16 protein-coding genes and 1 pseudogene are annotated in these 24,239 nt (G+C 65.0%); 9 read left to right on the forward strand and 8 right to left on the reverse strand.

Annotation, left to right across the window (positions count from 1 at the left end):
• The first annotated feature begins 37 nt into the window (after positions 1-37).
• The 3 genes from JL811_RS09900 to JL811_RS09910 all read left to right on the forward strand — a co-directional run bounded on the left by JL811_RS09900 (position 38) and on the right by JL811_RS09910 (position 5,567).
• The gene (locus JL811_RS09900) at positions 38-1,288 is read left to right on the forward strand and encodes an efflux RND transporter periplasmic adaptor subunit (RefSeq protein WP_202688439.1); all 1,251 of its coding nucleotides are present in this window, start codon (positions 38-40) and stop codon (positions 1,286-1,288) included.
• Positions 1,285-4,890, forward strand: coding sequence for an efflux RND transporter permease subunit (locus tag JL811_RS09905; RefSeq protein WP_202688440.1), 3,606 nt, complete (start codon positions 1,285-1,287; stop codon positions 4,888-4,890). The genes JL811_RS09900 and JL811_RS09905 overlap by 4 nt, the downstream gene beginning before the upstream one ends.
• 128 nt (positions 4,891-5,018) lie before the next feature.
• The gene (locus JL811_RS09910) at positions 5,019-5,567 is read left to right on the forward strand and encodes a hypothetical protein (protein WP_202688441.1); all 549 of its coding nucleotides are present in this window, start codon (positions 5,019-5,021) and stop codon (positions 5,565-5,567) included.
• A gap of 58 nt (positions 5,568-5,625) precedes the next feature.
• Here JL811_RS09910 and JL811_RS09915 read toward each other — a convergent pair whose 3' ends face one another.
• Positions 5,626-7,458 carry an ABCB family ABC transporter ATP-binding protein/permease gene (locus JL811_RS09915; protein ID WP_202688442.1) on the reverse strand — a complete coding sequence of 611 codons (1,833 nt, stop codon included), beginning with the start codon at positions 7,456-7,458 and terminating at the stop codon, positions 5,626-5,628.
• A gap of 102 nt (positions 7,459-7,560) precedes the next feature.
• Positions 7,561-7,743: pseudogene (locus JL811_RS20300) on the reverse strand (LysM peptidoglycan-binding domain-containing protein); the annotation flags it as partial.
• Between the two features lie 1,937 nt (positions 7,744-9,680).
• On the opposite strand from JL811_RS20300, the gene JL811_RS09925 reads away from it, so the two are divergent.
• Positions 9,681-10,238, forward strand: coding sequence for an LOG family protein (locus tag JL811_RS09925; RefSeq protein ID WP_202688443.1), 558 nt, complete (start codon positions 9,681-9,683; stop codon positions 10,236-10,238).
• A 3-nt stretch (positions 10,239-10,241) separates the two neighbouring features.
• Here the strand turns inward: JL811_RS09925 and JL811_RS09930 are convergent, their stop codons facing one another.
• The 3 genes from JL811_RS09930 to cysS all read right to left on the reverse strand — a co-directional run bounded on the left by JL811_RS09930 (position 10,242) and on the right by cysS (position 14,427).
• Positions 10,242-11,012, reverse strand: a complete 771-nt coding sequence (locus JL811_RS09930; protein WP_202688444.1) for a squalene/phytoene synthase family protein — start codon at positions 11,010-11,012, stop codon at positions 10,242-10,244.
• Positions 11,013-11,103: 91 nt separating this feature from the next.
• Positions 11,104-12,750, reverse strand: a complete 1,647-nt coding sequence (gene cimA, locus JL811_RS09935) for a citramalate synthase (protein ID WP_202688445.1) — start codon at positions 12,748-12,750, stop codon at positions 11,104-11,106.
• A 168-nt stretch (positions 12,751-12,918) separates the two neighbouring features.
• On the reverse strand, positions 12,919-14,427 hold the full coding sequence (cysS, locus tag JL811_RS09940) for a cysteine--tRNA ligase (protein WP_202688446.1): 1,509 nt from the start codon (positions 14,425-14,427) through the stop codon (positions 12,919-12,921).
• A 246-nt stretch (positions 14,428-14,673) separates the two neighbouring features.
• On the opposite strand from cysS, the gene JL811_RS09945 reads away from it, so the two are divergent.
• The 3 genes from JL811_RS09945 to JL811_RS09955 all read left to right on the forward strand — a co-directional run bounded on the left by JL811_RS09945 (position 14,674) and on the right by JL811_RS09955 (position 17,882).
• Positions 14,674-16,068 (forward strand): pyridoxal phosphate-dependent decarboxylase family protein, encoded by a 1,395-nt coding sequence (locus JL811_RS09945; protein ID WP_202688447.1) that lies wholly within the window; start codon positions 14,674-14,676, stop codon positions 16,066-16,068.
• Positions 16,065-16,952 (forward strand): TPM domain-containing protein, encoded by an 888-nt coding sequence (locus JL811_RS09950; protein ID WP_202688448.1) that lies wholly within the window; start codon positions 16,065-16,067, stop codon positions 16,950-16,952. The genes JL811_RS09945 and JL811_RS09950 overlap by 4 nt, the downstream gene beginning before the upstream one ends.
• Positions 16,953-17,117: 165 nt before the next feature.
• Complete coding sequence (locus tag JL811_RS09955) at positions 17,118-17,882, forward strand: SDR family NAD(P)-dependent oxidoreductase (RefSeq protein ID WP_202688449.1); 765 nt, start codon at positions 17,118-17,120, stop codon at positions 17,880-17,882.
• 108 nt (positions 17,883-17,990) lie between these two features.
• Here JL811_RS09955 and JL811_RS09960 read toward each other — a convergent pair whose 3' ends face one another.
• The 3 genes from JL811_RS09960 to ndk all read right to left on the reverse strand — a co-directional run bounded on the left by JL811_RS09960 (position 17,991) and on the right by ndk (position 21,249).
• Complete coding sequence (locus tag JL811_RS09960; RefSeq protein ID WP_202688450.1) at positions 17,991-18,590, reverse strand: outer membrane protein; 600 nt, start codon at positions 18,588-18,590, stop codon at positions 17,991-17,993.
• Positions 18,591-18,842: 252 nt separating this feature from the next.
• Positions 18,843-20,681: an ABC-F family ATP-binding cassette domain-containing protein gene (locus JL811_RS09965; protein ID WP_202688451.1), complete on the reverse strand. Its 1,839-nt coding sequence runs from the start codon at positions 20,679-20,681 to the stop codon at positions 18,843-18,845.
• A gap of 145 nt (positions 20,682-20,826) precedes the next feature.
• The gene (gene ndk / locus JL811_RS09970; RefSeq protein ID WP_202688452.1) at positions 20,827-21,249 is read right to left on the reverse strand and encodes a nucleoside-diphosphate kinase; all 423 of its coding nucleotides are present in this window, start codon (positions 21,247-21,249) and stop codon (positions 20,827-20,829) included.
• A gap of 195 nt (positions 21,250-21,444) precedes the next feature.
• Between ndk and JL811_RS09975 the strand changes: the two genes are divergently transcribed.
• Positions 21,445-23,295 (forward strand): ABC-F family ATP-binding cassette domain-containing protein, encoded by a 1,851-nt coding sequence (locus tag JL811_RS09975; RefSeq protein ID WP_202688453.1) that lies wholly within the window; start codon positions 21,445-21,447, stop codon positions 23,293-23,295.
• Positions 23,296-23,549: 254 nt separating this feature from the next.
• Positions 23,550-24,176, forward strand: coding sequence for a nitroreductase family protein (locus JL811_RS09980; RefSeq protein WP_202688454.1), 627 nt, complete (start codon positions 23,550-23,552; stop codon positions 24,174-24,176).
• The last annotated feature ends 63 nt before the right edge of the window (positions 24,177-24,239 follow it).

Genomic DNA, 24,239 nt, shown 5'->3' on the forward strand with positions numbered 1-24,239 from the left:
AGGACGGGTCCGGACCTTCGGCGGTATGAGGCATGTGATGAGAGTGGTTCCCTTCCTGACGGCGCTTGCGGTGACCGGATCGCTTTATCTGCTGATCTTTGAGCGCGAGCGGCTTTGGTCCTTCGCCTCGGGCGGTGCTACGCCTGCGGCGCAGGCGGCTGAACCCGCAGTGGAAAGCGGAACTCCGGAACAGCGGTCTGACGCCTCGGCCCCCCGGCCGGTTTCGGTGCTCGTTCAGGCCAGCCGCGCGCAGAATGTCGATGCCGCCATTCTGGTCAGGGGCCGGACCGAGGCCGCCCGGCAGGTCGAGGCGCGGGCCGAAACCTCGGGGCTGGTGATTTCGGAACCGCTGCGCCGGGGCGCCTATGTCCGCGCGGGACAGACGCTGTGCCAGCTTGACCCCGGCACACGCCCCGCGATGCTGCTGGAGGCCGAGGCCCGTGAGATGGAGGCGCAAAGCCGCATTCCCGAATCCGATGCGCGGCTGGAAGAGGCCCGGGCAAAGCTTCAGGAGGCTGAAATCAATGACCGCGCCGCCGCACAACTGAGTGCGGGCGGCTTTGCCTCGGAAACCCGGGTTGCGGGGGCGCAGGCCGCATTGTCCTCGGCCCGGGCCGGCGTCAGCGCCGCCGAGGCCGGGTTGCAGACCGCGCAATCCGGGATCCTGGCCGCCGAGGCGGCGGTCGAATCAGCCCGGCGTGAACTGGACCGGCTGACCATCAGCGCGCCGTTCGACGGTCTGCTGGAAAGCGACACCGCCGAACTGGGTGCCTTGCTGCAACCCGGTGCGATCTGCGGCACGGTGATCCAGCTCGATCCGGTGAAGCTGGTGGGGTTCCTGTCCGAAACCGATGTGGACAAGGTTGATGTCGGCGCCTTGGCGGGCGCGCGGCTGGTTTCCGGGACCGAGGCGATGGGGCGCGTCACCTTCCTGTCGCGTGCAGCCGATCCGCTGACGCGCACTTTTCGGGTCGAGGTGACGGTGGCCAATTCCGATCTGGCGATCCGTGACGGACAGACCGCCGAAATCAGGATCGAGACCGAGGGGCGCAGCGGCCATCTGCTGCCGGGTTCCGCCCTGACACTGGATGATGACGGGCAGTTGGGCATCCGTGTCGTGGATGCCGAGCGGCGCGCGGCCTTCCTGCCGGTGACGTTGTTGCGCGATACGGTCGACGGCGTCTGGCTGACCGGTTTGCCGGATGCGGTGGATGTCATCGTCGTCGGGCAGGAATTCGTGGCCGAGGGCACGCCGCTTGCACCCACATGGCGGGATGCCACCGAATGACCGGCCTGATCGACTGGGCCGCCTCCCGCGCAAGGATGGTGATTGCCTTCGTGGCGCTGTCCATCCTTGCGGGCACTTTCGCCTATGTCAGCCTGCCCAAGGAGGGGGAGCCGGATATCGAGATCCCGGCGCTGTTCGTCTCGGTCCCCTTCCCCGGCATTTCCGCGCTCGACAGTGAGCGTCTGCTGGTCAAGGTCATGGAAACAGAGATGTCGGGCCTCGACGGGCTGAAAACCATGACCGGCACGGCGTCGGAAGGCTATGCCGGGCTGGCGATGGAATTCGAATTCGGCTGGGACAAGACCAAGATCATCGCCGATGTCCGCGACAAGATGAACACGGCCGAGGCGAAATTCCCCGCCGGGGCCGAGAAATATTCGATCAACGAAATCAACTTCTCGGAATTTCCCATCATCATCGTGGCGCTGTCGGGCGATGTGCCCGAACGCACGTTGCTGCGCGCGGCCAAGGATCTGCAGGACCGGATCGAAGGCATGGATGCGGTGCTGAATGCCGAACTGGCGGGACATCGCGATGAAATGCTTGAGGTCGTGATCGACCCCCTGAAACTGGAGGCCTATAACGTCACGGCGGGTGAGTTGATCAATGTCGTGCGCAACAACAACCAGTTGATCGCGGCGGGTGAGATCGAGACCGAAAGCGGCGCCTTCGCGGTCAAGATCCCGGCCTCATTCGACAATCCGCGTCAGGTGCATGACCTGCCGGTCAAGGTGAATGGCGACCGGGTGATCCGGCTGGGCGATCTGGCCGATATCCGCCTGACCTTCGAGGACCGCACCGGCACGGCGCGGTTCAACGGGGAAACCACCGTTGCCATTCAGGTGGTCAAGCGCAAGGGGTTCAACCTGATCGACACCACCGCCGAGGTGCGCCGCCAGATCGATGCCGAACGCGCGCTCTGGCCCGAGCCGCTGCGCGATGCCATCGAGGTTCGCGCGTCGCTGGACCAGTCGACGCAGGTCGCGTCAATGGTCAGCCAGCTTGAAGGCTCGGTCATGACCGCGATTGCGTTGGTGATGATCGTGGTTCTGGCCAGTCTTGGCACCCGCTCGGCACTTCTGGTCGGCATCGCCATTCCGACCTCGTTCCTGATGACCTTCGCGCTGTTTGCGGTGATGGGGATCACAGTGTCGAATATCGTGATGTTCGGCCTGATCCTTGCGGTGGGGATGCTGGTCGATGGCGCGATTGTCGTGGTGGAATATGCCGACAAGCGCATTGCCGAAGGCTCGGGGCCGATGGCCGCCTATACGGAGGCCGCCAAGCGCATGTTCTGGCCGATCGTCGCCTCGACGGCGACGACGCTTTGCGCCTTTCTGCCGATGCTGTTCTGGCCCGGTGTTCCGGGTGAATTCATGGGGATGCTGCCGGTCACGCTGATCTTCGTGCTGATCGCCAGCCTGATCGTGGCGCTGATCTATCTGCCGGTGATCGGCGGGGTCGCGGGCCGGATGAGCCGGATTCTGGACCGGATCGCCGCCCTGCTGCGCCCCCTGCCGTGGATTGCGCGCGCAGCCCTTGTGCCGCCTGCGCTGTATCTGATGTTTCTGGGCGCGATGCAGATGATCAATCCGGCCTATCTGCTGGGGTCTGCGGCGCCCACGGGCGCGCTGTCGGTCCTGCCGGGCGCGCTGCTGTTCGCGCTTGGCGGCTTTTCCGCCTCGGTCACGCTGACGGCGGCACGGATCGAACGGGCGCCCCGGCGGGTCGAAAGCGGCTATCGCCGCACCCCGTTTGGCCATGTGATCCGCCTGATCGCGGCCAATCCGGTAATGCCACTGGTCTCGATTGCGGCGGTGATCGGCTTTGTCATCGCGACCTTCCTGTATTTCACCGAACATTCCCGGGGCGTGGAATTCTTCGTCGAATCCGAGACTGAACAGGCCATCGTCTATGTCCGCGCAAGGGGCAATCTGTCGCTGCCCGAAAAGGACGAACTGCTGCGGCAGGTGGAAGAGGTGATCCTGACCACCGAAGGGGTCGAAAGCGCCTTTGCCTTTGCCGGAACGGGAGGGCTGAATTCGAATACCGGGGGGGCCACCGCGCCGCTGGACACGATCGGACAGGTCCAGATCGAGATGATCCGGTGGGAGGACCGCAAGGACCGCGCCGATCTGGATGGCGATGTGGTGCTGGACGGAATCATGGCGCGGCTGGCGGGCATTCCCGGCATCCAGACCGAGGCGCTGAGCCAGAGCCGCGGCCCCGCCTCGGGCAAGCCGATCCATCTGCGGTTCAAGGGTGACGATTTCGCGGTGCTGGAACGCGCCGTAGAGACCGCGCGCGCCAAGCTGGAAACGATGGACGGCATCATCGGGATCGAGGATACCCGCCCCCTGCCCGGCATCGACTGGCAGATTGATGTCGATGTGACCCGCGCAGGCCGGTTCGGGGCCGATGTGGCCACTGTGGGCGGCATGGTGCAGCTTGTGACGCGCGGCATCCTGCTGGACACGATGCGGGTCGACACATCGGATGAGGAAATCGAGATCCGCGTCCGCCTGCCCGAGGGGGACCGTGTGCTGTCGACGCTGGATAGCCTGAAACTGCGCACGGCTGACGGGCTTATTCCGCTGTCGAATTTCATCACCCGGACCCCGGTTCAGAAACTGGGCCGGATCGACCGGGTCGATCAGCAACGCCATTTCGACGTCAAGGCCGATGTGACCCCGGGCCTGACCGGGCCGGATGGCAGACCGATCAACGCCAATGAACGGATCGCGCTGCTGACAGAATGGCTGCAGACCGAAACGCCGCTGCCCGCCGGGGTGGATTGGGAATTCACCGGCGATCAGGAGGATCAGGCCGAAAGCGGCGCCTTCCTTGCACAGGCGTTTCTGGGCGCACTGGGGTTGATGTTCATCATCCTGCTGGCGCAGTTCAACAGTTTCTACAATTCCGTTCTGGTGCTGGTCGCGGTGGTTCTGTCAACGACGGGGGTGCTGATCGGCATGCTGGTGATGGATCAGACCTTTTCCATCATCATGACCGGCACCGGGGTCGTGGCCTTGGCCGGGATCGTGGTGAACAACAACATCGTTCTGATCGACACCTATCAGGATTTCAGCCGCTACATGCCGAAGATCGAGGCGATCATCCGCACCGCCGAGCAGCGCATCCGCCCGGTTCTGCTGACCACGATCACCACTATGGCAGGGCTGTCGCCGATGATGCTGGGGATCAGCCTTGATTTCATCAATGGCGGCTATTCCATCGACAGCCCCACCGCGCTGTGGTGGAAACAACTGGCAACGGCGGTGGTGTTCGGGCTGGGCATCGCAACCGTGCTGACATTGATCTTCACGCCCGCGCTGCTGGCGCTGCGGGTCTGGTTCGGGGTCGGCGCCTATCGCAGCCTTGCGCTGCTGTCGGCCCTGTCGCATGGGCAGGGCAGCGCCGCCGCCCGCGACCGTGTGCTGGACAGCGCCGCCCGCCGGACCCGGGCGCCGGAAATCCAGTGGGAAGAACTGCCCCATGCGCCGCAAGACACCCCCGAGGCAGAGGCAAGCGCCGATGCGCCGACGCAGCAGCAGACCGGCCCGCACCCGCCCCTGCGCGCGGCAGAACAGGCGGCTGAATAGGCCGGGCGCCCATCCGGGCGATTGTTTCGATCTCAGGGACAATTGGGCGGAACTGCCGCAATTCGGTCCAAAATAAATCGGTTTCAGCCGGTAATCCCGGCCCATCCGCATGACGGGAGGGCTGCACTATGGAACTGTTGCTTGCGTCTTATGTGCTATTGGTTCTGGGATCCTTTGGCTTGGGCAGTGGCCTTGCCGCGCCCGGAAACACGGCGCGCGCGGCAGGGGCCCCGGCGGTGGGACAAGCGGCCCAACCCGCAGCCCCGCCCGCAGCGGCGCTGACGCCCTGCGACTCGACTGTCGCCAAGGCGATGAACGCAGCCCCCTTGCCGGACAGTTGGGCCGAACTGGGTGCCGAGGCAGAGCGCGCCCTTGCGCATTTCCTGAATGCCGATCTGGACTGGATCCTGCCTGCGCCGCAGCAGAAGGCAACCACCACTGCCCTTGAGACCGCTCCTGTCGTGGTCGAAGGCTTCAGCCCCGCCTCGGATGCGCTGGAACTGACTTACCGGCCCGAAACCGATGGCAGCGGGGCACCCTTCGCCCCCATGATCGAGCTTTTGGACAATGACAGCGACAGCGGCACCCTGATCCGCTTCAACGGCCGCCCCGTCGCCGATCTGCGCGGGGTGACGGATCTGCCGCCCGAGGCGCTGCATCTGGTGGCGCTAGCCTGACCCGGCTGTTGCCCGGCCCGCACCCTGCCTGACGCGCGTACAAGCCGCCTGCTTCGCCTCAGGCGGCTTCTTCCTCTTCGCTGGACTGGCGCGCCCACATCGCGGCATAGCGGCCACCGCGTGCCAGCAGGTCGTCGTGCCGGCCTTCCTCGACGATCAGGCCAGCCTCCAGCACGATGATCCGGTCAGCATCGGCAATCGTGGACAACCGGTGCGCGATGGTGATGACCGACCGCCCCTTGCCCATGGCCAGCAGGCTGTCCTGAATGTCACGCTCGGTCTGCGTGTCCAGCGCCGATGTCGCCTCATCCAGCAGCAGGATCGGCGGATTTTTCAACAGGGTCCGGGCGATGCCCACGCGCTGTTTCTCACCGCCCGACAGTTTAAGCCCGCGTTCGCCCACCGTGGTTTCATATCCATCCGGCAAGGACAGGATGAAGTCATGGATCTTCGCCGCCCTCGCCGCTGCCTCGATCTCGGCCCGGCTGGCCTCGGGTCGTCCATAGGCGATGTTGTAAAGCACCGTATCATTGAACAGCACCGTATCCTGCGGCACGACACCGATCTGCGCATGCAGGCTGTCCTGCGTGATCTCGCGCAGATCCTGCCCGTCTATACGGATCGCCCCGCCCGTCACATCGTAGAACCGGAACAGAAGCCGCCCGATGGTGGATTTGCCTGATCCCGAAGGCCCGACCAGCGCCACACGTTCACCGGGCGCAACGCGGAAGGAAATGCCCTTGAGGATCGCGCGCTCGGTCTCATAATCGAAGGTCACGTTGTTAAAGACGACCTCGCCGCCCGATACGGCCAGCGCGGTCGCGCCGGGGCGGTCGGAAATCTCGGCGGGCTGGCCCAGAAGGCCGAACATCTCACCCATATCGACCAGCGCCTGCCGGATCTCGCGGTAGACCGTGCCAAGGAAGTTCAGCGGCATGGTGATCTGGATCATATAGGCATTGACCATGACAAAATCGCCCACGGTCAGCGTGCCTGCCTGCACGCCCATGGCCGCCATCACCATCACGATGACCAGACCCGAGGTGATCAGCAGCGACTGCCCGAAATTCAGGAAGGACAGGCTTTGCCCGGTCTTGACGGCTGCCACCTCATATTGTCGCATCGCATCGTCATAGCGCGCGGCTTCCCGCGCCTCGGCGCCGAAATATTTGACGGTCTCGAAATTCAGCAGGCTGTCGATTGCCTTCTGGTTGGCATCGGTATCCTGATCGTTCATTTCCTTGCGGATCCGCACCCGCCATTCGGTGACGCGCAGGGTGAAGATGACATAAAGCGTGATCGTCACCACCACGACCGCCATATAGGACAGGCCGAAGACAACCGCGAAAATCACTGCGACCATGGTCAGTTCAAGGATCAGCGGCCCGATGGAGAACAGCATGAAGCGCAGCAGGAAATCGACGCCCTTGACGCCGCGCTCGATGATCCGGCTCAGCCCGCCGGTCTTGCGCGTGATGTGATAGCGCATCGACAGGCGGTGGATATGGGTGAAGGTCTCCAGCGCCAGCTGGCGCAGCGCGCGCTGGCCGACGCGCACAAAGACCGCGTCGCGCAATTCTCCGAAGCCCACCGACAAAAGCCGCGCCATCCCATAGGCGATGGTCAGACCGACCGCGCCAAGCGCCAGCAACAGGCCCGGTTCGGGCGCATCCCCCGCCAATGCATCCACGGCAAATTTGTAAAGCGCGGGTGTTGCGACCGAAACGATCTTGGACAGCAGCAGAAACACCATCGCCATGATGACCCGGCGCCGCACCCAGGGTGCATTGTCGGGCCAGAGATAAGGCACGACCCGGCGGATCGTCTGGCCCGGCGTGGCCGAAGTGGAGGCGCTGTCAGCGCTGGTGACGGATTTTGTGACGCGGCGCATGGTTCTTCCCCGATGGCAGGCGACATTCCTTATCCCCCTGCGGCAGGAATGACCAGACGGGGCAGCGACCGGAACTGCTGCGGCTGCAAAGGCCCGTCCGGTTCAGGGGCTGGCGCGTTCGGGAATGGCAAAGACCTGACCGGGATAGATCAGGTCAGGGTCGCGGATCCGGTCGCGATTGGCCTCGAAAACCTGCACATAAAGCACCCCCTCGCCAAGCTGGTCGCGCGCGATGGCCCAAAGCGTGAAACCGGGCTGCACCGTGACGCTGACCGGGGCGGCGGCAGCGGGCGGCGCAGGGCTGGTGGCGGGAACCGCCGCCGGGACGGTGGCAACAGTCGTGCCCGCCACGAGGTCCGGTTGCGGCGCGGCGGGTTCAACCGCTGGGGCAAGAACCGGGGCGGGTTGCGGGACCGCGACCGTTTCCGTGCGGGTGGCGGGCTGGGCCGTTGGGGCAGTCCCTGCCGGAACAAGTAGTTCGGCTGTCGGGACGGGGGCTGTTGTGGGGGCTGGCGGGGCGGTCGCGGGACGGGTTGCCGCCCCTTGCGCGGGTTCAGCCGTCCCATCCGCAGCAGAGGACACGGCGGCGACCGTCACAGGCGCGGGATCGGCCGCGGGCCGGTCACCGCTTGTGGCGGCCCCTGATATGTCGGCCCCGGCGACCGGCTTGCCGCTGCTCGGGTCATCTTCGACCGGGCGGCCTGTTGCCGCCGCCAGTGCCGCCAGCGTCTCGCGCTGGAAGGGGGTTTCAAACCGGGCCGTGACAACACCCTCCGCCCCGATCTGATCGGCCCGCAGGGTATAGCGGCCCGGGGCCACCTCGGGCAGCACCCCGCCCCAGCCACCATCCGCCGCCACCGGAAATTCGGTCAGCGGTTGATTGTTCAGATAAAGTCGCACCGCCTGCCCCGGCATGCCGCGCCCGGCCATCTGCACAGCGCCGGTCGCGGTATAGGAAATCGCGTCGATCGTGACAGGGCGCAACTGCCCCGGTGCCGCGGTCGCCCCGGGCTGCAGCACCCGCACCCCATCGGGCCCCATGAGGATTGCCGCCATTTCCGGCCCGGTCTGCGGGGCGGAGGGGGGCGCATCGGCGGCAGCGGGGGCCTCGGGCGTGGCAGGCAGGCCGGGGGCTGCCGGGGCTGCAGCAACCGAGGTTGCGGCATCTGACAGAGCGGACAGTTCTGCCTGCGAAGGCGAGGATGCGGCGGGATCCGCAAGTTCGGGGGCCTGTCCCACAGCCACCGCCTCCGCAGCGGCTGTCGGCGTCGCGGCACTGCCTTCCTGCAGATCGGGGGCGGATTGCAGATCGGCGGCAGGAGATGTCGTATCCCCGGCAGACATCACGTCCGGCGTTGCTTCTGCATGGGGTGCCTCGGCAAGGGAGGTGTCGGCACGGGACGCATCGGCGGGGGGTGCTTCGGCAACAGGCGCGAATGCCACCACATCCCCCGGTGCCAGCACGACCTGATCGACCGAGGCGATCTGGCTCCCATCGGCCAGCCGCATCCGCAGCGTCAGCAATCTGGACTTCTCACTGGGCGGCAGGGTGAAGAAGATCGCAAACCCACCCGTCGCCCCGGCTTCTGCCGAACCCGCCTCTTGCCCGTCGACCAGCAGCACCACACGGCTTCCCGGCTGTGCGCGGCCTGCGACAAGGCCCGATCCATCCGGCTCCATCCGCAGCAGGTCAAATCCTGGCGGGATTGCGGGCGGGGTCTGCATTGCGGGACCCGGGGCGCCCGGCGCGTCTTCCGTCCCGGTCCCCGTGTCAGGATCTGCCACGCCGTCAGGCAGGGCCGCGATCTGCGCCTGCGCTGCGGGCTCGGATGCGACCGGCGCTGCGGGCGTTTTCGGTTCTGGCACTGTTGCTGGGGCCTCGGCCCCTTGCCCTGCCTCCGGCAGGCTGCCCTGTGGCAATCCGGCCAGCGGCATCGGCGCATCGGCCTCGCGCAGCGTGAAATGTGCGGCCACGGCAGCGGCAACCACAACAACTGCGGCCAGCGCCCCGCCCTTGGCCACCGCCCCGAGCGCGATCCCCGATCCGGTCCCGCCTGCCGCGCCTTTGGTCATCGCCGTCTCCCATCGCGCGCGCCCAACTCGCCCAAGTCAGGGTGCGCCACTTTTCCCATCATGCGCGCCCATGCGGGGCGCGCCGCTTTTCATTATCCCCAAAGCCCGATACCACGGCAAAAACCAATCTCAACCGGAGAAATCATACCATGAACGCGCTGCGATCCGTTTGTGTCTTTTGCGGCTCTCGTCCCGGAGCGCGGGAAAGCTATGCCCGGGCGGCGCGCGATTGTGGCCGCATGATCGCCGGGCGCGGCTGGCGGCTGGTCTATGGCGCAGGCGATGTCGGCCTGATGGGCGAGGTGGCGCGTGCCGCGATGGCCGAGGGCGGCACGACGATGGGCGTGATCCCGACGCATCTGATGGGCCGTGAACAGGGGCGGCGCGACCTGTCGCAGCTGGTCATCACCGAGAACATGCATGAGCGCAAGAAAGTCATGTTCATGAACAGCGATGTGATCGTGGTGCTGCCCGGCGGGGCGGGCAGTCTGGATGAGTTTTTCGAGGTTCTGACATGGCGCCAGATCGGGCTGCATGCCAAGCCGATCCTGCTGCTGGACACCGATGGCTACTGGCAGCCGCTGGCCGGGCTGATCGACCATGTCATCGCGGAATCCTTTGCCGCCGAAGATCTGCGCAGCTTCTTTTCGCTGGTGCCCGATGTCGCGGCCCTTGAGGCGGCACTGGCCGGAACGCTGGCGGGTTGATCCCTACCAGCGCCCGGCAATCCCCGCCTGCAAAAGCCGCCAGCGCAGGGTGAATTCCGAGATCTGCAAGGCCCCGGCAGCCACGCGGCCCGGGTCTCGCGCCGCCCGTCGCAGCAGCGGTTCGGCATGGCAGACCGGGATCAGCGCAGGTGCTGCCTGTCGCAGCGCGGCCCGCCCTTTCCGGGCCATGGCCAGACTGTCCAGCCCGCGCCGCGCCAGACCGGCCACCGCCGCCTCGCGCCCGTCGACCAGCGGGATGCGGCCGCGGGCCTCAAGTTCCGGCACGGCCTGAAGATAGGCCGCCAGTCCCGCCGCCCGGCCCGCCGCGCGCGCAGGGGCCTCGGCCTCTGACCCAGCGCCGCAGATCAACGCCGCCAGCCAGATCAGCCCACCGCCCGTTGCGTCAAGATAGGCGTCAAAGGCGGCCTGATCTTCGAAAGGCTCGCGGTAGATGTCCCAGCGGCGCGCGGCGATTAGCGCATCCAGCACATCGCCCGGCAGACACCGCGCCGCGATCAGCCGCGCCATCGGTCCCATGACCTCATGCGCGGGGGGCGGCGCGCCCCGCCCTGCCGCCTCTGCCGCGTCGCGCCACCATTGCAGGCGCATCTCGGCGACCAGCGGCTCGGCACTGGCCCAGGGGGCGCGGGCAACTTCAAGATTGAAGGCGTAAAGCGTGAAAAGATCCGCGCGCAGGCCCCGAGGTGCTGCCATCACGGCGGCGAAACGCGCGGGGTCGGCGCGTTCGACAAGTGCTGCGCAGGCAGTGCTCATGCCGGGTCCGCGACTGCCGCACAGGCGCGGCGCAGGCTGTCGGCATCGCCCGGCCCGGCCCGGTCCAGCCCGTCGAACAGATCGAAAATGCTCATCCCGCCTGCCCTGATGATATCCGGCCCTGCGAGGGCGCGCCGTCGCGGATCAGTTTCCAGTGGATCGCATCCAGCAGCGCCTCGAAACTGGCATCGACGATATTGGCCGAGACCCCGACCGTCGACCAGCGATGCCCGGCACTGTCCTCGCTGTCGATGATGACGCGGGTGACGGCCTCGGTGCCGCCTTGCGTGATCCGCACCTTGAAATCGACCAGTTTCAGATCGTCAATCATCGCCTGATAGGGCCCCAGATCCTTGGCCAGCGCTTTCGAGAGCGCATTGACCGGGCCGCGATCCGTGCCGCTTTCATCCATGGATTCCGAGACCGAAAGCATCTTGCGATCCCCGATCTTCACCACGACCACCGCTTCGGACAGGCTGACCATGCGGTCATACTTGTTTTTGCGCCGTTCCACCGTGACGCGGTAGCGCTTCACCTCGAAAAACTGCGGGCACAGCCCCAGTTCCCGACGCGCCAGCAATTCGAAACTCGCCTGCGCGCCGTCATAGGCATAGCCGTCTTCCTCACGCCGCTTGATCTCATCCAGAATATGGGCAAGGCGCGGATCGCCGGGCGCGACCTCGATCCCCGCTGCCGCCAGACGGGCGCGCAGGTTCGATTGTCCGGCCTGATTGGACATCGGGATGATGCGCGCATTGCCCACGGTTTCGGGGGGCACATGTTCATAGGTGGTCGGATCCTTCAGGATCGCGCTGGCATGCAGCCCCGCCTTATGCGCAAAGGCCGAGGCCCCGACGTAAGGAGACGCCCGGTTCGGCACCCGGTTCAGAATGTCGTCAAGACTGCGCGACAGACGCACAAGACCTGCCAGCCCCTCAAGGCTGACCCCGGTCTGGAACCGGCTGGCATAGGGTTCCTTCAGCAGCAGCGTCGGGATCAGCGTTGTCAGGCTGGTATTGCCGCAGCGTTCGCCCAGCCCGTTCAGCGTGCCCTGCACCTGCCGTGCGCCTGCATCAATGGCGGCCAGTGAACAGGCCACCGCATTGCCGGTATCGTCATGGCAATGGATGCCCAGCCGGTCGCCGGGAATGCCCGCCGCGACCACCTCGGCGGTGATGCGCCCCACCTCCGCAGGCAGGGTGCCGCCATTGGTATCACAAAGCACAACCCAGCGTGCGCCCGCATCCAGCGCCGCGCGCAGGCAGGAGAGCGCATAGCCGGGATCGGCGCGGTAGCCGTCGAAGAAATGTTCGGCATCAAACAGCGCCTCACGCCCCTTGCCCACCAGATGCGCGATGGAGGCGCGGATCGCCTCGCGGTTTTCGTCCAGCGTGACGCCAAGGGCCGTGGTGACATGAAAGACATGCGCCTTGCCGACAAGGCAGACCGCAGGCGTGCCCGCATCCAGAACGGCGGCCAGCACATCATCGTTATCGGCAGACCGTCCCACGCGTTTCGTCATGCCAAAGGCGGTCATCGTGGCGCGGGTGGCGGGGGCGTCGCGAAAGAAATCACTGTCGGTCGGATTGGCGCCCGGCCAGCCCCCCTCAATCTGGTCGATGCCGAGCGCATCGAGGCCGAGGGCGATCTGGCGCTTTTCCGCCGCCGAGAACTGCACGCCCTGTGTTTGCTGGCCGTCGCGGAGCGTGGTGTCGAAGAGGTAGAGGCGTTCGGTCATGGGCGGGGTCCGATTTCGGGTGTCCACAGTGGACAGAATTTTTCTTTTTGTAAAATCATGTGGTTACGAAACCAGATTCACGATTCTTTAACCCCGTCCCGGGCTTGACCCGGGACCCCGGGTGGCAAAAGAGGTCCCGGGTCAAGCCCGGGACGGGGACGGTTGGGGTCATTTGACCTGCCTCAACATGTCATAATCGACCAATGCACCGTATGAGATCTTGGCGCCATCCTTGGTTATGCTGATTTCAGCGCCACTCTCTCTGACTTCATCGCGCAGCGCATCTGCACGTGCGTAGTTTTTTTCTGAACGAGCTTTATTAATCAACTCTTCAATTCTACGAAACTCATCGTCCTCACGAAGAAGTCCTTGAATAATAGCCTGAGTATGGGATCGCCATTTCAAACCAATTCCCAGAAAATGGAGCGATGATCTGAAAATATTTCGTTTCTCAGGTGAACTTAAATCAGCAGACATTTCATGCAGAATTTGCAGAACAAGTGGTGTGTTCAGATCATCCGCAAGGGCTTCGATAATCCTGAAATCCGGATCGTATCCAACATCGCCATCCATTGCGAGGCGCTGCCATTTCTCGAGCGTCGCCTTTACCTCTCCCACGCGGCTCAGCGTCAGATCCATTGGCTTGCGATAATGGGTCATCAGGAAGGCCAGCCTGATCTCATCACCGGTCATCTTGGGAATCGCTTCATTCCGTTGCGAAATCTCCGGCGCGTCCAGCAAATCCCTGACCGTAAAGAAATTGCCCAAACTCTTGGACATCTTCTTGCCTTCGACCTGCAACATCTCATTATGCAGCCAGAACCGCGCGAACCCTGCCGCCTCCGCGCCCTCGCCATGATGCGCGCAGCAGCTTTGCGCCAGTTCATTCTCATGATGCGGGAATTGCAGGTCCAGCCCGCCGCCATGGATATCGAACACATGCGGGGCCGCCAGCGCCTGCGGCGACAGCCGGTCCTTCATCCGTTCCCACAGCAGCCGGTCCGCCATGGCCGAACATTCGATATGCCAGCCCGGACGACCCCTTCCCCAGGGGCTGTCCCAGCCCGGCAGATCGGCATCCGATGGTTTCCAGAGGACGAAATCCATCGGATCCTCCTTGTAGGGCGCGACCTCGACCCGCGCGCCTGCGATCATGTCATCGACCGTGCGCCCCGACAGTGCGCCATAGCCGGGATAGGACCGGACGCGGAACAGCACATGCCCCTCGGCCGCATAGGCATGATCCTTCGCGATCAGCCCTTCGATCATCGCGATCATCTCAGCAATGTATTCCGTCGCGCGCGGTTCATGATCGGGGCGCAGCGCGCCGATGGCATCCATATCGGCATGATACCAGCCGATGGTTTCTTCCGTCCGCTCGTGGATCAGATCCTCAAGGCTTTCGCTGCGCCCCGCCGCCTTGCGCCGCTGTGCCTCGGCGTTGATCTTGTCATCCACATCGGTGAAGTTGCGCACATAGGTCACATGCCCCTCGCCATAGACATGCCGCAGCAGACGATAGAGCGTGTCGAACACCACCACGGGGCGCGCATTGCCCAGATGGGCGCGGTCATAGACGGTGGGGCCGCAGACATACATCCGCACGTTTTTCGGATCCAGAGGCTGAAACTCCTCCTTCTTCCGGGTCAGCGAATTGTGCAGGCGGATCGTCACCATGGTTCTTCCCTCGCAAGACAGCGCCTTCAACCCCGCGCGGGCTTACCGATTTTCGTCTGGTTAGGGAAACGAAAAGGGGCGCCCGCGACCGAAGGTCAGCGGCAAATGCAGATGCAGATGTTGCGCGTCGATTTCATGCCTGCCGTCTTACGCTGACTTGCGCGCCCCGCCAAGCGTTTTTGCGACGCGGCAAAGACTTGCCTTTTGCCGCGCCCGCAGGCCAGATCGGCAGCACGGGAGGCCGCCATGAACCATGACGATCTGAACCACTGGTCGAAACGCGCCGCCGACTGGGCGCGCGAGTATCACCGCACCCTGCGCGACCGGCCCGTGCGCGCGCCCCTGACGCCGGGGACACTGGCGGCGCAACTGCCCGGCCACGCGCCCGAGACGCCCGAACCGATGGACCGGATCTGGCACGATTTTGAAACACTGGTGCCCGATGCCCTGACCCATTGGCAGCATCCGCGTTTCTTCGCCTATTTCCCGGCCAATGCCTCCCCCGCCTCGATGCTGGCCGAACAACTGGTCAATGCGATGGCGGCGCAGGCGATGATCTGGCAGACCGCCCCTGCGGCGACCGAAATGGAACAGGTGATGATCCGCTGGCTGGCCCGTGCCCTTGGCCTGCCCGATGATTTCAGCGGCACGATCCATGACAGCGCGACCACCGCCACGCTTTCTGCAGTGCTGACCATGCGGGAGACGGCACTGGACTGGCGCGGCAATCAGGACGGTCTGTCGGGTCAGCCGCGCCTGCGGCTTTATGCCAGCGCCGAAACCCATTCCTCGGTCGACAAGGCGGCGCGGGTGGCGGGGTTCGGGCAGGACAACCTTGTGAAAGTGCCGACCGACACCCAACACGCAATGAAACCCGGCGCGCTGGCAGGGGCGATTGCGGCGGACCGGGTGGCGGGGTTCCTGCCTGCGGGCGTGGTGCTGTGCGTCGGCGGCACCGGCATCGGCGCGGTGGACCGGATCCGCGACTGCATTGCAGTGGCGCAGGCCGAGGGCTTGCCCGTCCATGTCGATGCCGCCTGGGCAGGTTCGGCGATGATCTGCCCGGAATTCAGGGTGTTATGGGACGGAATTGAAGCGGCGGACAGCGTGGTGTTCAATCCGCATAAATGGCTGGGCGTGCAGTTCGACTGCGCGGTGCAGTTCCTGCGCGCCCCGGGCCGCCAGATCCGCACATTAGGGCTGCGCCCCTCCTATCTGGAAACGCCGGGTGACGACGATATCACCAATTTCAACGAATGGACCCTGCCGCTTGGCCGCCGCTTCCGCGCCTTGAAGCTTTGGTTTCACTTGCGCGCCTACGGGCTTGAAACCCTTCGGAAAATGATCCGGAGCCATGTAGCATGGGCGCGGGCCTGCCATGACGACCTTGCCGCGCTGCCGGGGGTTGAGATGGTGTCGCCGCCGGTTCTGTCGCTGTTCACCTTCGCGCTGCGCGAGGGTGACGCCGCAACTGCCGCATTGCTGGACCGGATCAACGCCGACGGGCGGATCTATCTGACCCAGACCCGCCATCAGGGGCGGTTCGTGATCCGCGTGCAGGTCGGTTCCTTCAATTGCCGGGCCGAGGATGTGGCCATGATCGCGCGGGTTGTCCGCGACCTGATGGAGGTGCCGCAATGATCGGTCGGAAATTTTTGCCCCTCGCCCTGACGCTGCTGCTGCCCTTGGCGGCCATGGCACAGGATTATCCCGAACCGCTGACCGATACGGTCAGCGATTATGCCGGACTGCTGCCGCCTGAGGCCAAGGCCCGCGTGACCGCCCTGTTGCAGGACGCGCGGGAAGAAACCGGTATCCATATCGCGATGGCCACAATCCGGTCGCAGGCGGACTATGGCGGCACCGGGCGATTTGCCGATTTCGCGACCGGCTGGTTCAACGCATGGGGTATCGGCGACGCGGACCGCAATGACGGTATCCTGATCCTTGTCGGCCGGGATGACCGCGAAATGCGAATAGCCCTTGGCGCGGGCTATGACGCGGTCTGGGACGGGCGGGCACAACGGGTGATCGACACCGCCATGCTGCCCTCCTTCCGCAATGACGATTATGCGGGCGGGCTGGAGGCAGGCGCACAATCCGCGATTGACCATCTGGCCCGGCCCTTCGCCGCCCGGATGGAGGTCACCGAAACGTCCGGCTTTCCCGAAGAGCCAACGGATTGGAGCGGCGCCCTGATGTTCGGCGCATTCGCGGTCATGGCCGGGATGATTGCATTTGCAGGCAGGATCGGTACCGCAGCATCAGCCCTTCTTCTGCGGTTCCGGCAATGCCCAGCCTGCGGGCATAGGGGCTTGAAGGAAGAACGCGAAACCGTTGAAGAACCGGGTGAAACCACAGACGGACAAGAGATCCTTCACCGCATCTGCCTGCAGTGCGGGTCCGATCGGCCGACCCGGCACAGCATCCCGTCACGGGCCCGGCGGCGCGCAGCGCGCAAATCGCGCAAATCCGGCTTTGGCGGCGGGCGCTCCTCGGGCGGCGGCGCCTCAGGGCGCTGGTAGATTTAGGGCGCTGGTAGATTCAGGACGATGGTCATGCGGATGTGATATGTGACGTAGCTGGAGCCCGCCCCGCCCAGACTGGACAGCACCGCAACCGGGGCCTATTGACCGCGCCTTAATGAACAAGTGTTCAATTCCTGAATTCCGGGCAATGGAGAGCGGAAGATGAAACTGAAGGATGCGGCCGTCGTGGTGACCGGCGGGGCCTCGGGGCTGGGGGCCGCCGTGGTGCGGGGCTTTCGCGCACGCGGCGCTGCGGTCACGATCTTTGACCGTGATGCCGATCGCGGGGCTGAACTGGCGCAGGAAACCGGCGCGGGCCTCTGCACGGTCGATGTAACGGATGAGCTTTCGGTCGCCACGGCCATCGCAGAAGCGGTCGAGACGATGGGGCAGGTCAACGGGCTGGTGAATTGCGCGGGAATCGCGACCGGCGCGCGGATCGTCGGGCGTGACGGGGCGCATGATCTGGCCCTGTTCCGCCGCACCATCGACATCAACCTGACAGGCAGTTTCAACTGTCTGCGGCTCTGTGCCGCCGAAATGGCGCGCAATGCCCCGGCAGGCGGCAATGCCGATGGCGAACGCGGCGTTATCGTCAACACCGCCTCAATCGCCGCCTTTGACGGACAAAAGGGTCAGGCCGCCTATGCCGCCTCGAAATCCGCCATCGCGGGCATGACCCTGCCCGCCGCGCGCGATCTGGCCTCACTAGGGATCCGGGTGAATGCCATTGCGCCCGGCGTCTTCACGACCCCGATGCTGGAAGGGCTGGGACAGGAGATCCGCGACGGGCTGGCCGCCGAAGTGACCTTTCCCCGCCGTCTGGGGGAGCCGGTGGAATTCGCCGCCTTGGCGGCCTTCCTGTTCGAATGCGCCTATCTGAACGGTGAGGTGATCCGCCTCGACGGCGCGCTGCGGATGCGCTGAAGCCCGGAAAGCGAACCGTTGCTTACTAGGGCATTCTGCCCGGAATACGGACCAGATATGGAAAAGGGGCGGCCGAAGCCGCCCCTTTGATCTGTCCGCAGACAGGGATCAGAAACGATAGGACGCGCGCAGCTGTGCGGTCGTGCCCTTCACGTCGATTCCGCTGTCGTCGAAATTGTTGAAGCGGGAATGGTTCAGTTCTCCACCCAGCGTCCAGGTATCGGTCAGCTGGTAATCGACGCCGACACCGACCAGCCAGCCGTTGTCCGAAGCGCTGCCACCAACCCCCGAAACCTTGGCATGGGCCGCACCCAGATTGGCATAGATCAGCGTCCGGCCCAGATCATAGCCGCCCTGCAGTTTCAGCGTGGTCATGTGGTCCAGATCGCCCGCACCATCGGCAAGGTCGATATTGGACCGGTCATGTGCAAGCTCGATCCCGCCAACGAACTGACCCCAGTCGTGACGATAGCCCATATGCACACCGCCGATGGCGCCATTGCCGTCAAGACCCGCAACATCGCTGTCGATATCGCCATAGCCAAGCTGCGCACCGGCATAAAGCCCGGTCCATTCGCCATTCGGCGCGGCGGGGGCATAGGTCACCGGCTGGGAAATCACCGGCTCCTGCACGGGGGTATTCATGCCACCGGCAAAGGCCGGAGCGGAAAGCGCGGAACCAAGGGCGAGGGCTGCAAGATATTTCATTGTCGTCTCCTGTCTCTCAATCGCCCGGGTTTCTTACCCGGGACGGATCAACCCCAGATGGACCTGCGGGATCCCGAATGACAGGCCCTCTCACGCCGCTGTGAAAAGTCTTTGATAACAATGGCGGAAAGGCGCCTGACACCCGGCGTTAACCGGCGGAAAGCCGCGGGTTCCAATGGTTGACGCTGGGTCAGGACTTGCCGCAGGTGCGGGCGGACGGGGCGCGGAGCCGGCAGTCAGGCCCCGTTACGATCAGGCCCCGTCGCGTTCGGCAAGGTCCAGCCATTCCGCTTCGGCAGCGGCCTGCGCCTGTTGCCGCTCGGCCAGCATCCCGGTCGCCTTGCGAAACTTCACCGGCTCGCGCGTGAACAGATCCGGCGTGGCCAGCAATTCGCCCAGCTTGGTGATCTCTGCCTCCAGCTTCGCGATCAGATCGGGCAGCGCCTCAAGCCGCTTGCGTTCGGTGAAGGTCAGGGTGCTTGCTGCGGGCTTCGGCGCATCGGCACGCGTCGGGGCGGCAAGCGTCGGGGCGGAGACAGCCCGAGCCGCCGCTTTCGGCCGCGTCGCAACCGTCTCGGCCCGTTCAGGGCGCTGATCGACATAGTCCGACCACCCGCCGGGATAGAACCCGACAACCCCATCCCCTTCCATCGCGACGGTCGCCGTGGCCACCCGGTCTATGAAATCACGGTCATGGCTGACCAGCAGCACGGTGCCGTCATAGTCGCCCAGCAGATCCTGTAACAGGTCCAGCGTCTCGACATCCAGATCGTTGGTCGGTTCGTCGAGGATCATCAGATTGGACGGCTTCGCCATCAGTTTGGCCAGCAGCAGCCGCGCCTTTTCCCCGCCCGAAAGCGACCGAACCGGCGCGCGGGCCTGCGCCTCGGTGAACAGGAAATCCTTCAGATACCCGACCACATGACGCGGCACGCCCCGTACCATCACCTGATCGGAATTGCCCGAGACCGACAGCAGCGGATCGCCGGCCAGGTTTTCCCAAAGCGTGGCATCGGTATCCAGACGCGCCCGGGCCTGATCGAAGACCGCGATCTCCAGAGCGGTGCCCAGTTTAACTTCTCCCTGATCCGGCATCATCTCTCCGGTCAGGATCTTCAGCAGCGTGGTCTTGCCCACCCCGTTCGGCCCGACAAAGGCCACCCGGTCGCCGCGCAGCACCCGCAGATCGAACTCCTGCAGGATCACGCGGTCGCCAAAGGACTGCGATATCCCCTTGGCCTCGATCACCTTCTTGCCCGAGACGGGACCACCCTCCAGTGCCATCGCCGCCGTGCCCTGCCGCCGGATCTGGCCTGCACGTTCATCGCGCAGCGCCGCCAGTGCCCGCACCCTACCCTGATTGCGCTTGCGCCGTGCCGAGATGCCCTCGACCGCCCATTTCGCCTCGGCCTTGATCTTGCGGTCCAGCTTGTGGCGCGCCTCATCTTCTTCGGCCCAGATGGTTTCGCGCCAGTCCTCGAACCCGTCAAACCCCGACTCGCGCCGCCGCACCTGACCCCGGTCGATCCAGAGCGTCGCACGGCTCAGCGCACGCAGGAAGGCGCGGTCATGGCTGATCAGCACGAAAGCGGTGCGCGTGCCGCGCAGTTCCGCCTCCAGCCATTCGATGGCCTGAATGTCCAGATGGTTGGTCGGTTCGTCCAGCAGCATCAGTTCCGGCGCCTCGGCCATCAGCCGCGCCAGCGCCGCGCGCCGCCGTTCACCGCCCGAGGCGCTGGCGACCGGGGTTTCGGGATCGAATTTCAACCCTTCCGCCGCCATGGCGACGCGGTATTCCTCCCCCTCCGCCAGCGTCGCCGCCGCGTAATCGCCCAGTGTCGCATAGGCGGAAAGATCCGGATCCTGCTCCATATAGCCGACGGTCACGCCCGGCGGCACGACCCGCGTGCCCGCATCGGGCTCGACCAGCCCCGCCATGACCTTGAGAAGGGTGGATTTTCCCGATCCGTTGCGCCCGACCAGCGCCACGCGGTCGCCGGGCTGAACGACCAGATCCAGCCTGTCAAAGACAGGATCGCCGCCAAAGGTCAGGGAAATGCCGGAAAGCTGAAGAAGGGGTGCGCGTGCCATGGGCCGCTGCCTATGCCGCCCCCGCGCCGCCGTCAACCGGGCTTGGATGCCGCAGCCCCCTTGCCCTTCATCTTGGCAAAAATACCTCCGCCGGAGGCTTCCCCGGCCGCGTCCTGCGCGCCCGGGGCAATCGCATCGACCGGCCTCAGCCGACCAGTTCGAGACCCGAGAAATAGAAGGAGATCTCGCGCGCCGCCGCTTCGGGGCTGTCCGAGCCATGGACCGAGTTTTCACCGACGGACAGCGCGAAGTCCTTGCGGATCGTGCCATCGGCGGCATTGGCCGGATTGGTCGCGCCCATCACTTCACGGTTTTTCAGGATCGCGCCTTCGCCTTCCAGAACCTGCACCACGATCGGGGCCGAGGACATGAATTCGCACAGCTCGCCATAGAAGGGACGTTCCTTGTGCTCGGCATAGAAGGCACCGGCCTGTGCGGGGCTCAGATGGATGCGCTTCTGCGCGACGATGCGCAGGCCCGCCTCTTCGAATTTCGCATTGATCTTGCCGGTCAGGTTGCGGTTGGTGGCGTCGGGCTTGATCATCGACAGCGTGCGTTCAACGGCCATGGTTCTCTCGCTTCATATGGGGGGCGCACCTCGGCGCCCAGTTATTGCGGCGCCCTGCTAGCATGGGCATGACGCCTTGAAAAGCCTCGCCACAGGAACCGGCGCTGGAACAGTCAACCCGCGACGCCAACACGGCAGTCACCGCAACAAGGGCACAGCATTGACCCTGCCCCGCCTTTCAGGCATGGGGCGCCCATGCTGCGTATATCAGACATTTCCTATTCCGTCGAAGGCCGCCCGCTGCTGGTGGGCGCTTCCGCCACGATTCCCGCCGGTCACAAGGTCGGCCTTGTGGGGCGAAACGGCACCGGCAAGACGACGCTTTTCCGCCTGATCCGGGGAGAACTGGCGCTGGAAGGCGGCGAGATCAGCCTGCCCGCGCGATCCCGCATCGGCGGCGTCGCGCAAGAGGTGCCGTCTTCCGCCACTTCGCTGCTCGATACGGTACTGGCCGCCGATACCGAACGCGCAGCGCTGCTGGCCGAGGCGGAAACCGCGACCGACCCGCATCGCATTTCCGAGGTGCAGACGCGGCTTTCCGACATCGACGCATGGTCGGCCGAAGGGCGCGCATCCAGCATCCTCAAGGGGCTTGGATTCGACGCCGAGGCGCAACTGCGCCCCTGTTCGGATTTCTCGGGTGGCTGGCGGATGCGCGTGGCGCTGGCGGGGGTGCTGTTCGCGCAGCCCGACCTGCTGCTGCTGGACGAACCGACCAACTATCTTGATCTCGAAGGCGCGCTGTGGCTGGAAAGCTATCTGGCGAAGTATCCCCATACGGTCATCATCATTTCCCATGATCGCGGCCTCTTGAACCGTGCGGTGCAGGGCATCCTGCATCTGGATGAGAAAAAGCTGACCTACTGGACCGGCCCCTATGACCAGTTCGCCCGCCAGATGGCCGAACGCCGTGCCGTGCTGATTGCCGAGGCGAAAAAGCAGGAGGCCCGCCGCGCCCATTTGCAAAGCTTCGTGGACCGGTTCAAGGCCAAGGCCTCCAAGGCTGTGCAGGCCCAGTCCCGGGTCAAGATGCTGGAAAAGATGGAAACCATCACGCCGCCCGAGGAGGCGCGCAAACAGGTCTTCACCTTTCCCGAGCCCGAGGAGCTTTCGCCCCCGATCATCAATCTTGACGCGGCGGGTGTCGGCTATGGCGGGCCGCTGGTGCTGCGCGGTCTGGATCTGCGCATTGATCAGGATGACCGCATCGCGCTGCTGGGCCGCAATGGCGAGGGCAAATCGACGCTGTCCAAGCTGCTGGCGGGCAAGCTGAAACCGGGCGCGGGGCAGATGACGCAAAGTTCGAAACTGCGCATCGGCTATTTCGCGCAGCATCAGGTGGATGAACTGTTCATCGACGAAACCCCGCTGCAGCATCTGCAGCGCCTGCGCCCGGCCGAGGGTCAGCCGCGCCTGCGCGCGCGCCTTGCGGGCTTCGGCCTTCTGGCCGATCAGGCCGAAACCGTGGTGGGGCGGCTGTCCGGCGGGCAGAAGGCACGGCTATCGCTGCTGCTGGCCACGCTGGACGCGCCGCATCTGCTGATCCTTGACGAACCGACCAACCACCTCGACATGGAAAGCCGCGAGGCGCTGGTCGAGGCGCTGACCACCTATTCGGGTGCTGTAATCCTTGTGTCCCACGACATGCATCTGCTGGGGCTGGTCGCGGACCGGCTGTGGCTGGTCAAGGGCGGCACTGTCAAACCCTATACCGAGGATCTGGACGCCTATCGCCGCCAGTTGCTTGCCGGTGAGGATGATACCAAACCGGCCAAGGCCTCCGCGCCCAAACCCCGCCGCGCCACGCGCGACGAGGTTCTTGCCTTGCGCGCCGAGGTGCGCAAATGTGAGGACCGTCTGGCCAAGCTCAACGATATGCGCGACCGGCTGGCAAAAAAACTTGCCGATCCCGCGCTTTATGAGCCTGAACGCCTTGGTGAGATGGAAACCTGGCAAAAGAAATATGCCGAGGTGATGGAAGGGCTCGACCGGGCCGAGGCGCTCTGGCTGAAGGCGCAGGAGGCGCTGGAAGGCGCCGCCGCCTGAGCCGCTCTGCCCCTTTCTCTTGGTTCAAATACCCCGGGGGTGAAACGGCCCCGCCGGGGCCGTGAGGGGGCAGCGCCCCCTGCCCCGACTTTCTGACCCGGCCCGGCTGTCTTGCCCGCCCTCCGGGCGCCTGCCGTGCGGTGGCGCGCGCATCACGCCGAAACGCAGACCTCCTCTGCATCCCTGCACAGACCCCGGCCTTGAAGAACCGCGCGCCGGGGCGCAGATCTGTGCTGCAACTGCAAAATCGGGACATGACCATGAAAACCGCAGCACTCGATCTTTTCACCAAACGCCGCACGCAATACGCGCTTGGCCGCAATCTGAAACACTCCCCCGCCGAGATCGAGGCGCTGGTGAAAGAGGCGGTGCGGCTTGCGCCCTCCTCCTTCAACTCGCAAAGCTCGCGCGTCGTGATCCTGTTCGGCGCGGCCTCGGAACGGCTTTGGGACATCGTGACCGAGGCGCTGCGCCCCGTGGTTCCGGCAGCGGATTTCGCACCGAGCAAGGCCAAGATGGAGTCCTTTGCCGCAGGCGCGGGTACGGTGCTGTTCTATGAGGATCAGGATACGGTGAAAGGGCTGCAGGAAAACTTCCCGCTTTATGCAGATGCCTTCCCGGTCTTTTCCGAACATTCCGCCGGCATGGCGCAATTTGCCGTCTGGACGGCGCTGGCCGAGGTCGGCATCGGGGCCAGCCTGCAGCATTATCAGCCGCTGATCGACGCGGCCGTTGCCAAGGAGTTCGGCCTGCCCGCAAGCTGGGCCCTGCGCGCGCAGATGCCCTTCGGGTCCAACGAGGCCGAGATCGGGCCGAAGACTTTCATCGAGGACGAAACCCGGTTCCGCGTGTTCCAAGGCGCCGAAGTCGCAGCCGAGTAATCACGGCCGAATACTCAACCGGCTTTTGCACACTCAGCCCCGGCTGGACCTGCGCGCCCGGAC

This window comes from Szabonella alba (assembly GCF_016765775.1).
Taxonomy (GTDB): Bacteria; Pseudomonadota; Alphaproteobacteria; order Rhodobacterales; family Rhodobacteraceae; genus Szabonella; species Szabonella alba.

Bases quoted from the DNA above. Each gene is read 5' to 3' on its own strand.
- cysS (WP_202688446.1), bottom strand. From the start codon at position 14,427: ATGGTGACGATCCGCCTGCACAATTCGCTGACCCGGAAGAAGGAGGAG.
- JL811_RS09980 (WP_202688454.1), top strand. From the start codon at position 23,550: ATGACCATGAAAACCGCAGCACTCGATCTTTTCACCAAACGCCGCACG.
- JL811_RS09955 (WP_202688449.1), top strand. From the start codon at position 17,118: ATGAAACTGAAGGATGCGGCCGTCGTGGTGACCGGCGGGGCCTCGGGG.
- JL811_RS09915 (WP_202688442.1), bottom strand. From the start codon at position 7,458: ATGCGCCGCGTCACAAAATCCGTCACCAGCGCTGACAGCGCCTCCACT.
- JL811_RS09910 (WP_202688441.1), top strand. From the start codon at position 5,019: ATGGAACTGTTGCTTGCGTCTTATGTGCTATTGGTTCTGGGATCCTTT.
- ndk (WP_202688452.1), bottom strand. From the start codon at position 21,249: ATGGCCGTTGAACGCACGCTGTCGATGATCAAGCCCGACGCCACCAAC.
- JL811_RS09965 (WP_202688451.1), bottom strand. From the start codon at position 20,681: ATGGCACGCGCACCCCTTCTTCAGCTTTCCGGCATTTCCCTGACCTTT.
- JL811_RS09950 (WP_202688448.1), top strand. From the start codon at position 16,065: ATGATCGGTCGGAAATTTTTGCCCCTCGCCCTGACGCTGCTGCTGCCC.
- JL811_RS09900 (WP_202688439.1), top strand. From the start codon at position 38: ATGAGAGTGGTTCCCTTCCTGACGGCGCTTGCGGTGACCGGATCGCTT.
- cimA (WP_202688445.1), bottom strand. From the start codon at position 12,750: ATGACCGAACGCCTCTACCTCTTCGACACCACGCTCCGCGACGGCCAG.
- JL811_RS09945 (WP_202688447.1), top strand. From the start codon at position 14,674: ATGAACCATGACGATCTGAACCACTGGTCGAAACGCGCCGCCGACTGG.
- JL811_RS09975 (WP_202688453.1), top strand. From the start codon at position 21,445: ATGCTGCGTATATCAGACATTTCCTATTCCGTCGAAGGCCGCCCGCTG.
- JL811_RS09930 (WP_202688444.1), bottom strand. From the start codon at position 11,012: ATGAGCACTGCCTGCGCAGCACTTGTCGAACGCGCCGACCCCGCGCGT.
- JL811_RS09960 (WP_202688450.1), bottom strand. From the start codon at position 18,590: ATGAAATATCTTGCAGCCCTCGCCCTTGGTTCCGCGCTTTCCGCTCCG.
- JL811_RS09925 (WP_202688443.1), top strand. From the start codon at position 9,681: ATGAACGCGCTGCGATCCGTTTGTGTCTTTTGCGGCTCTCGTCCCGGA.
- JL811_RS09905 (WP_202688440.1), top strand. From the start codon at position 1,285: ATGACCGGCCTGATCGACTGGGCCGCCTCCCGCGCAAGGATGGTGATT.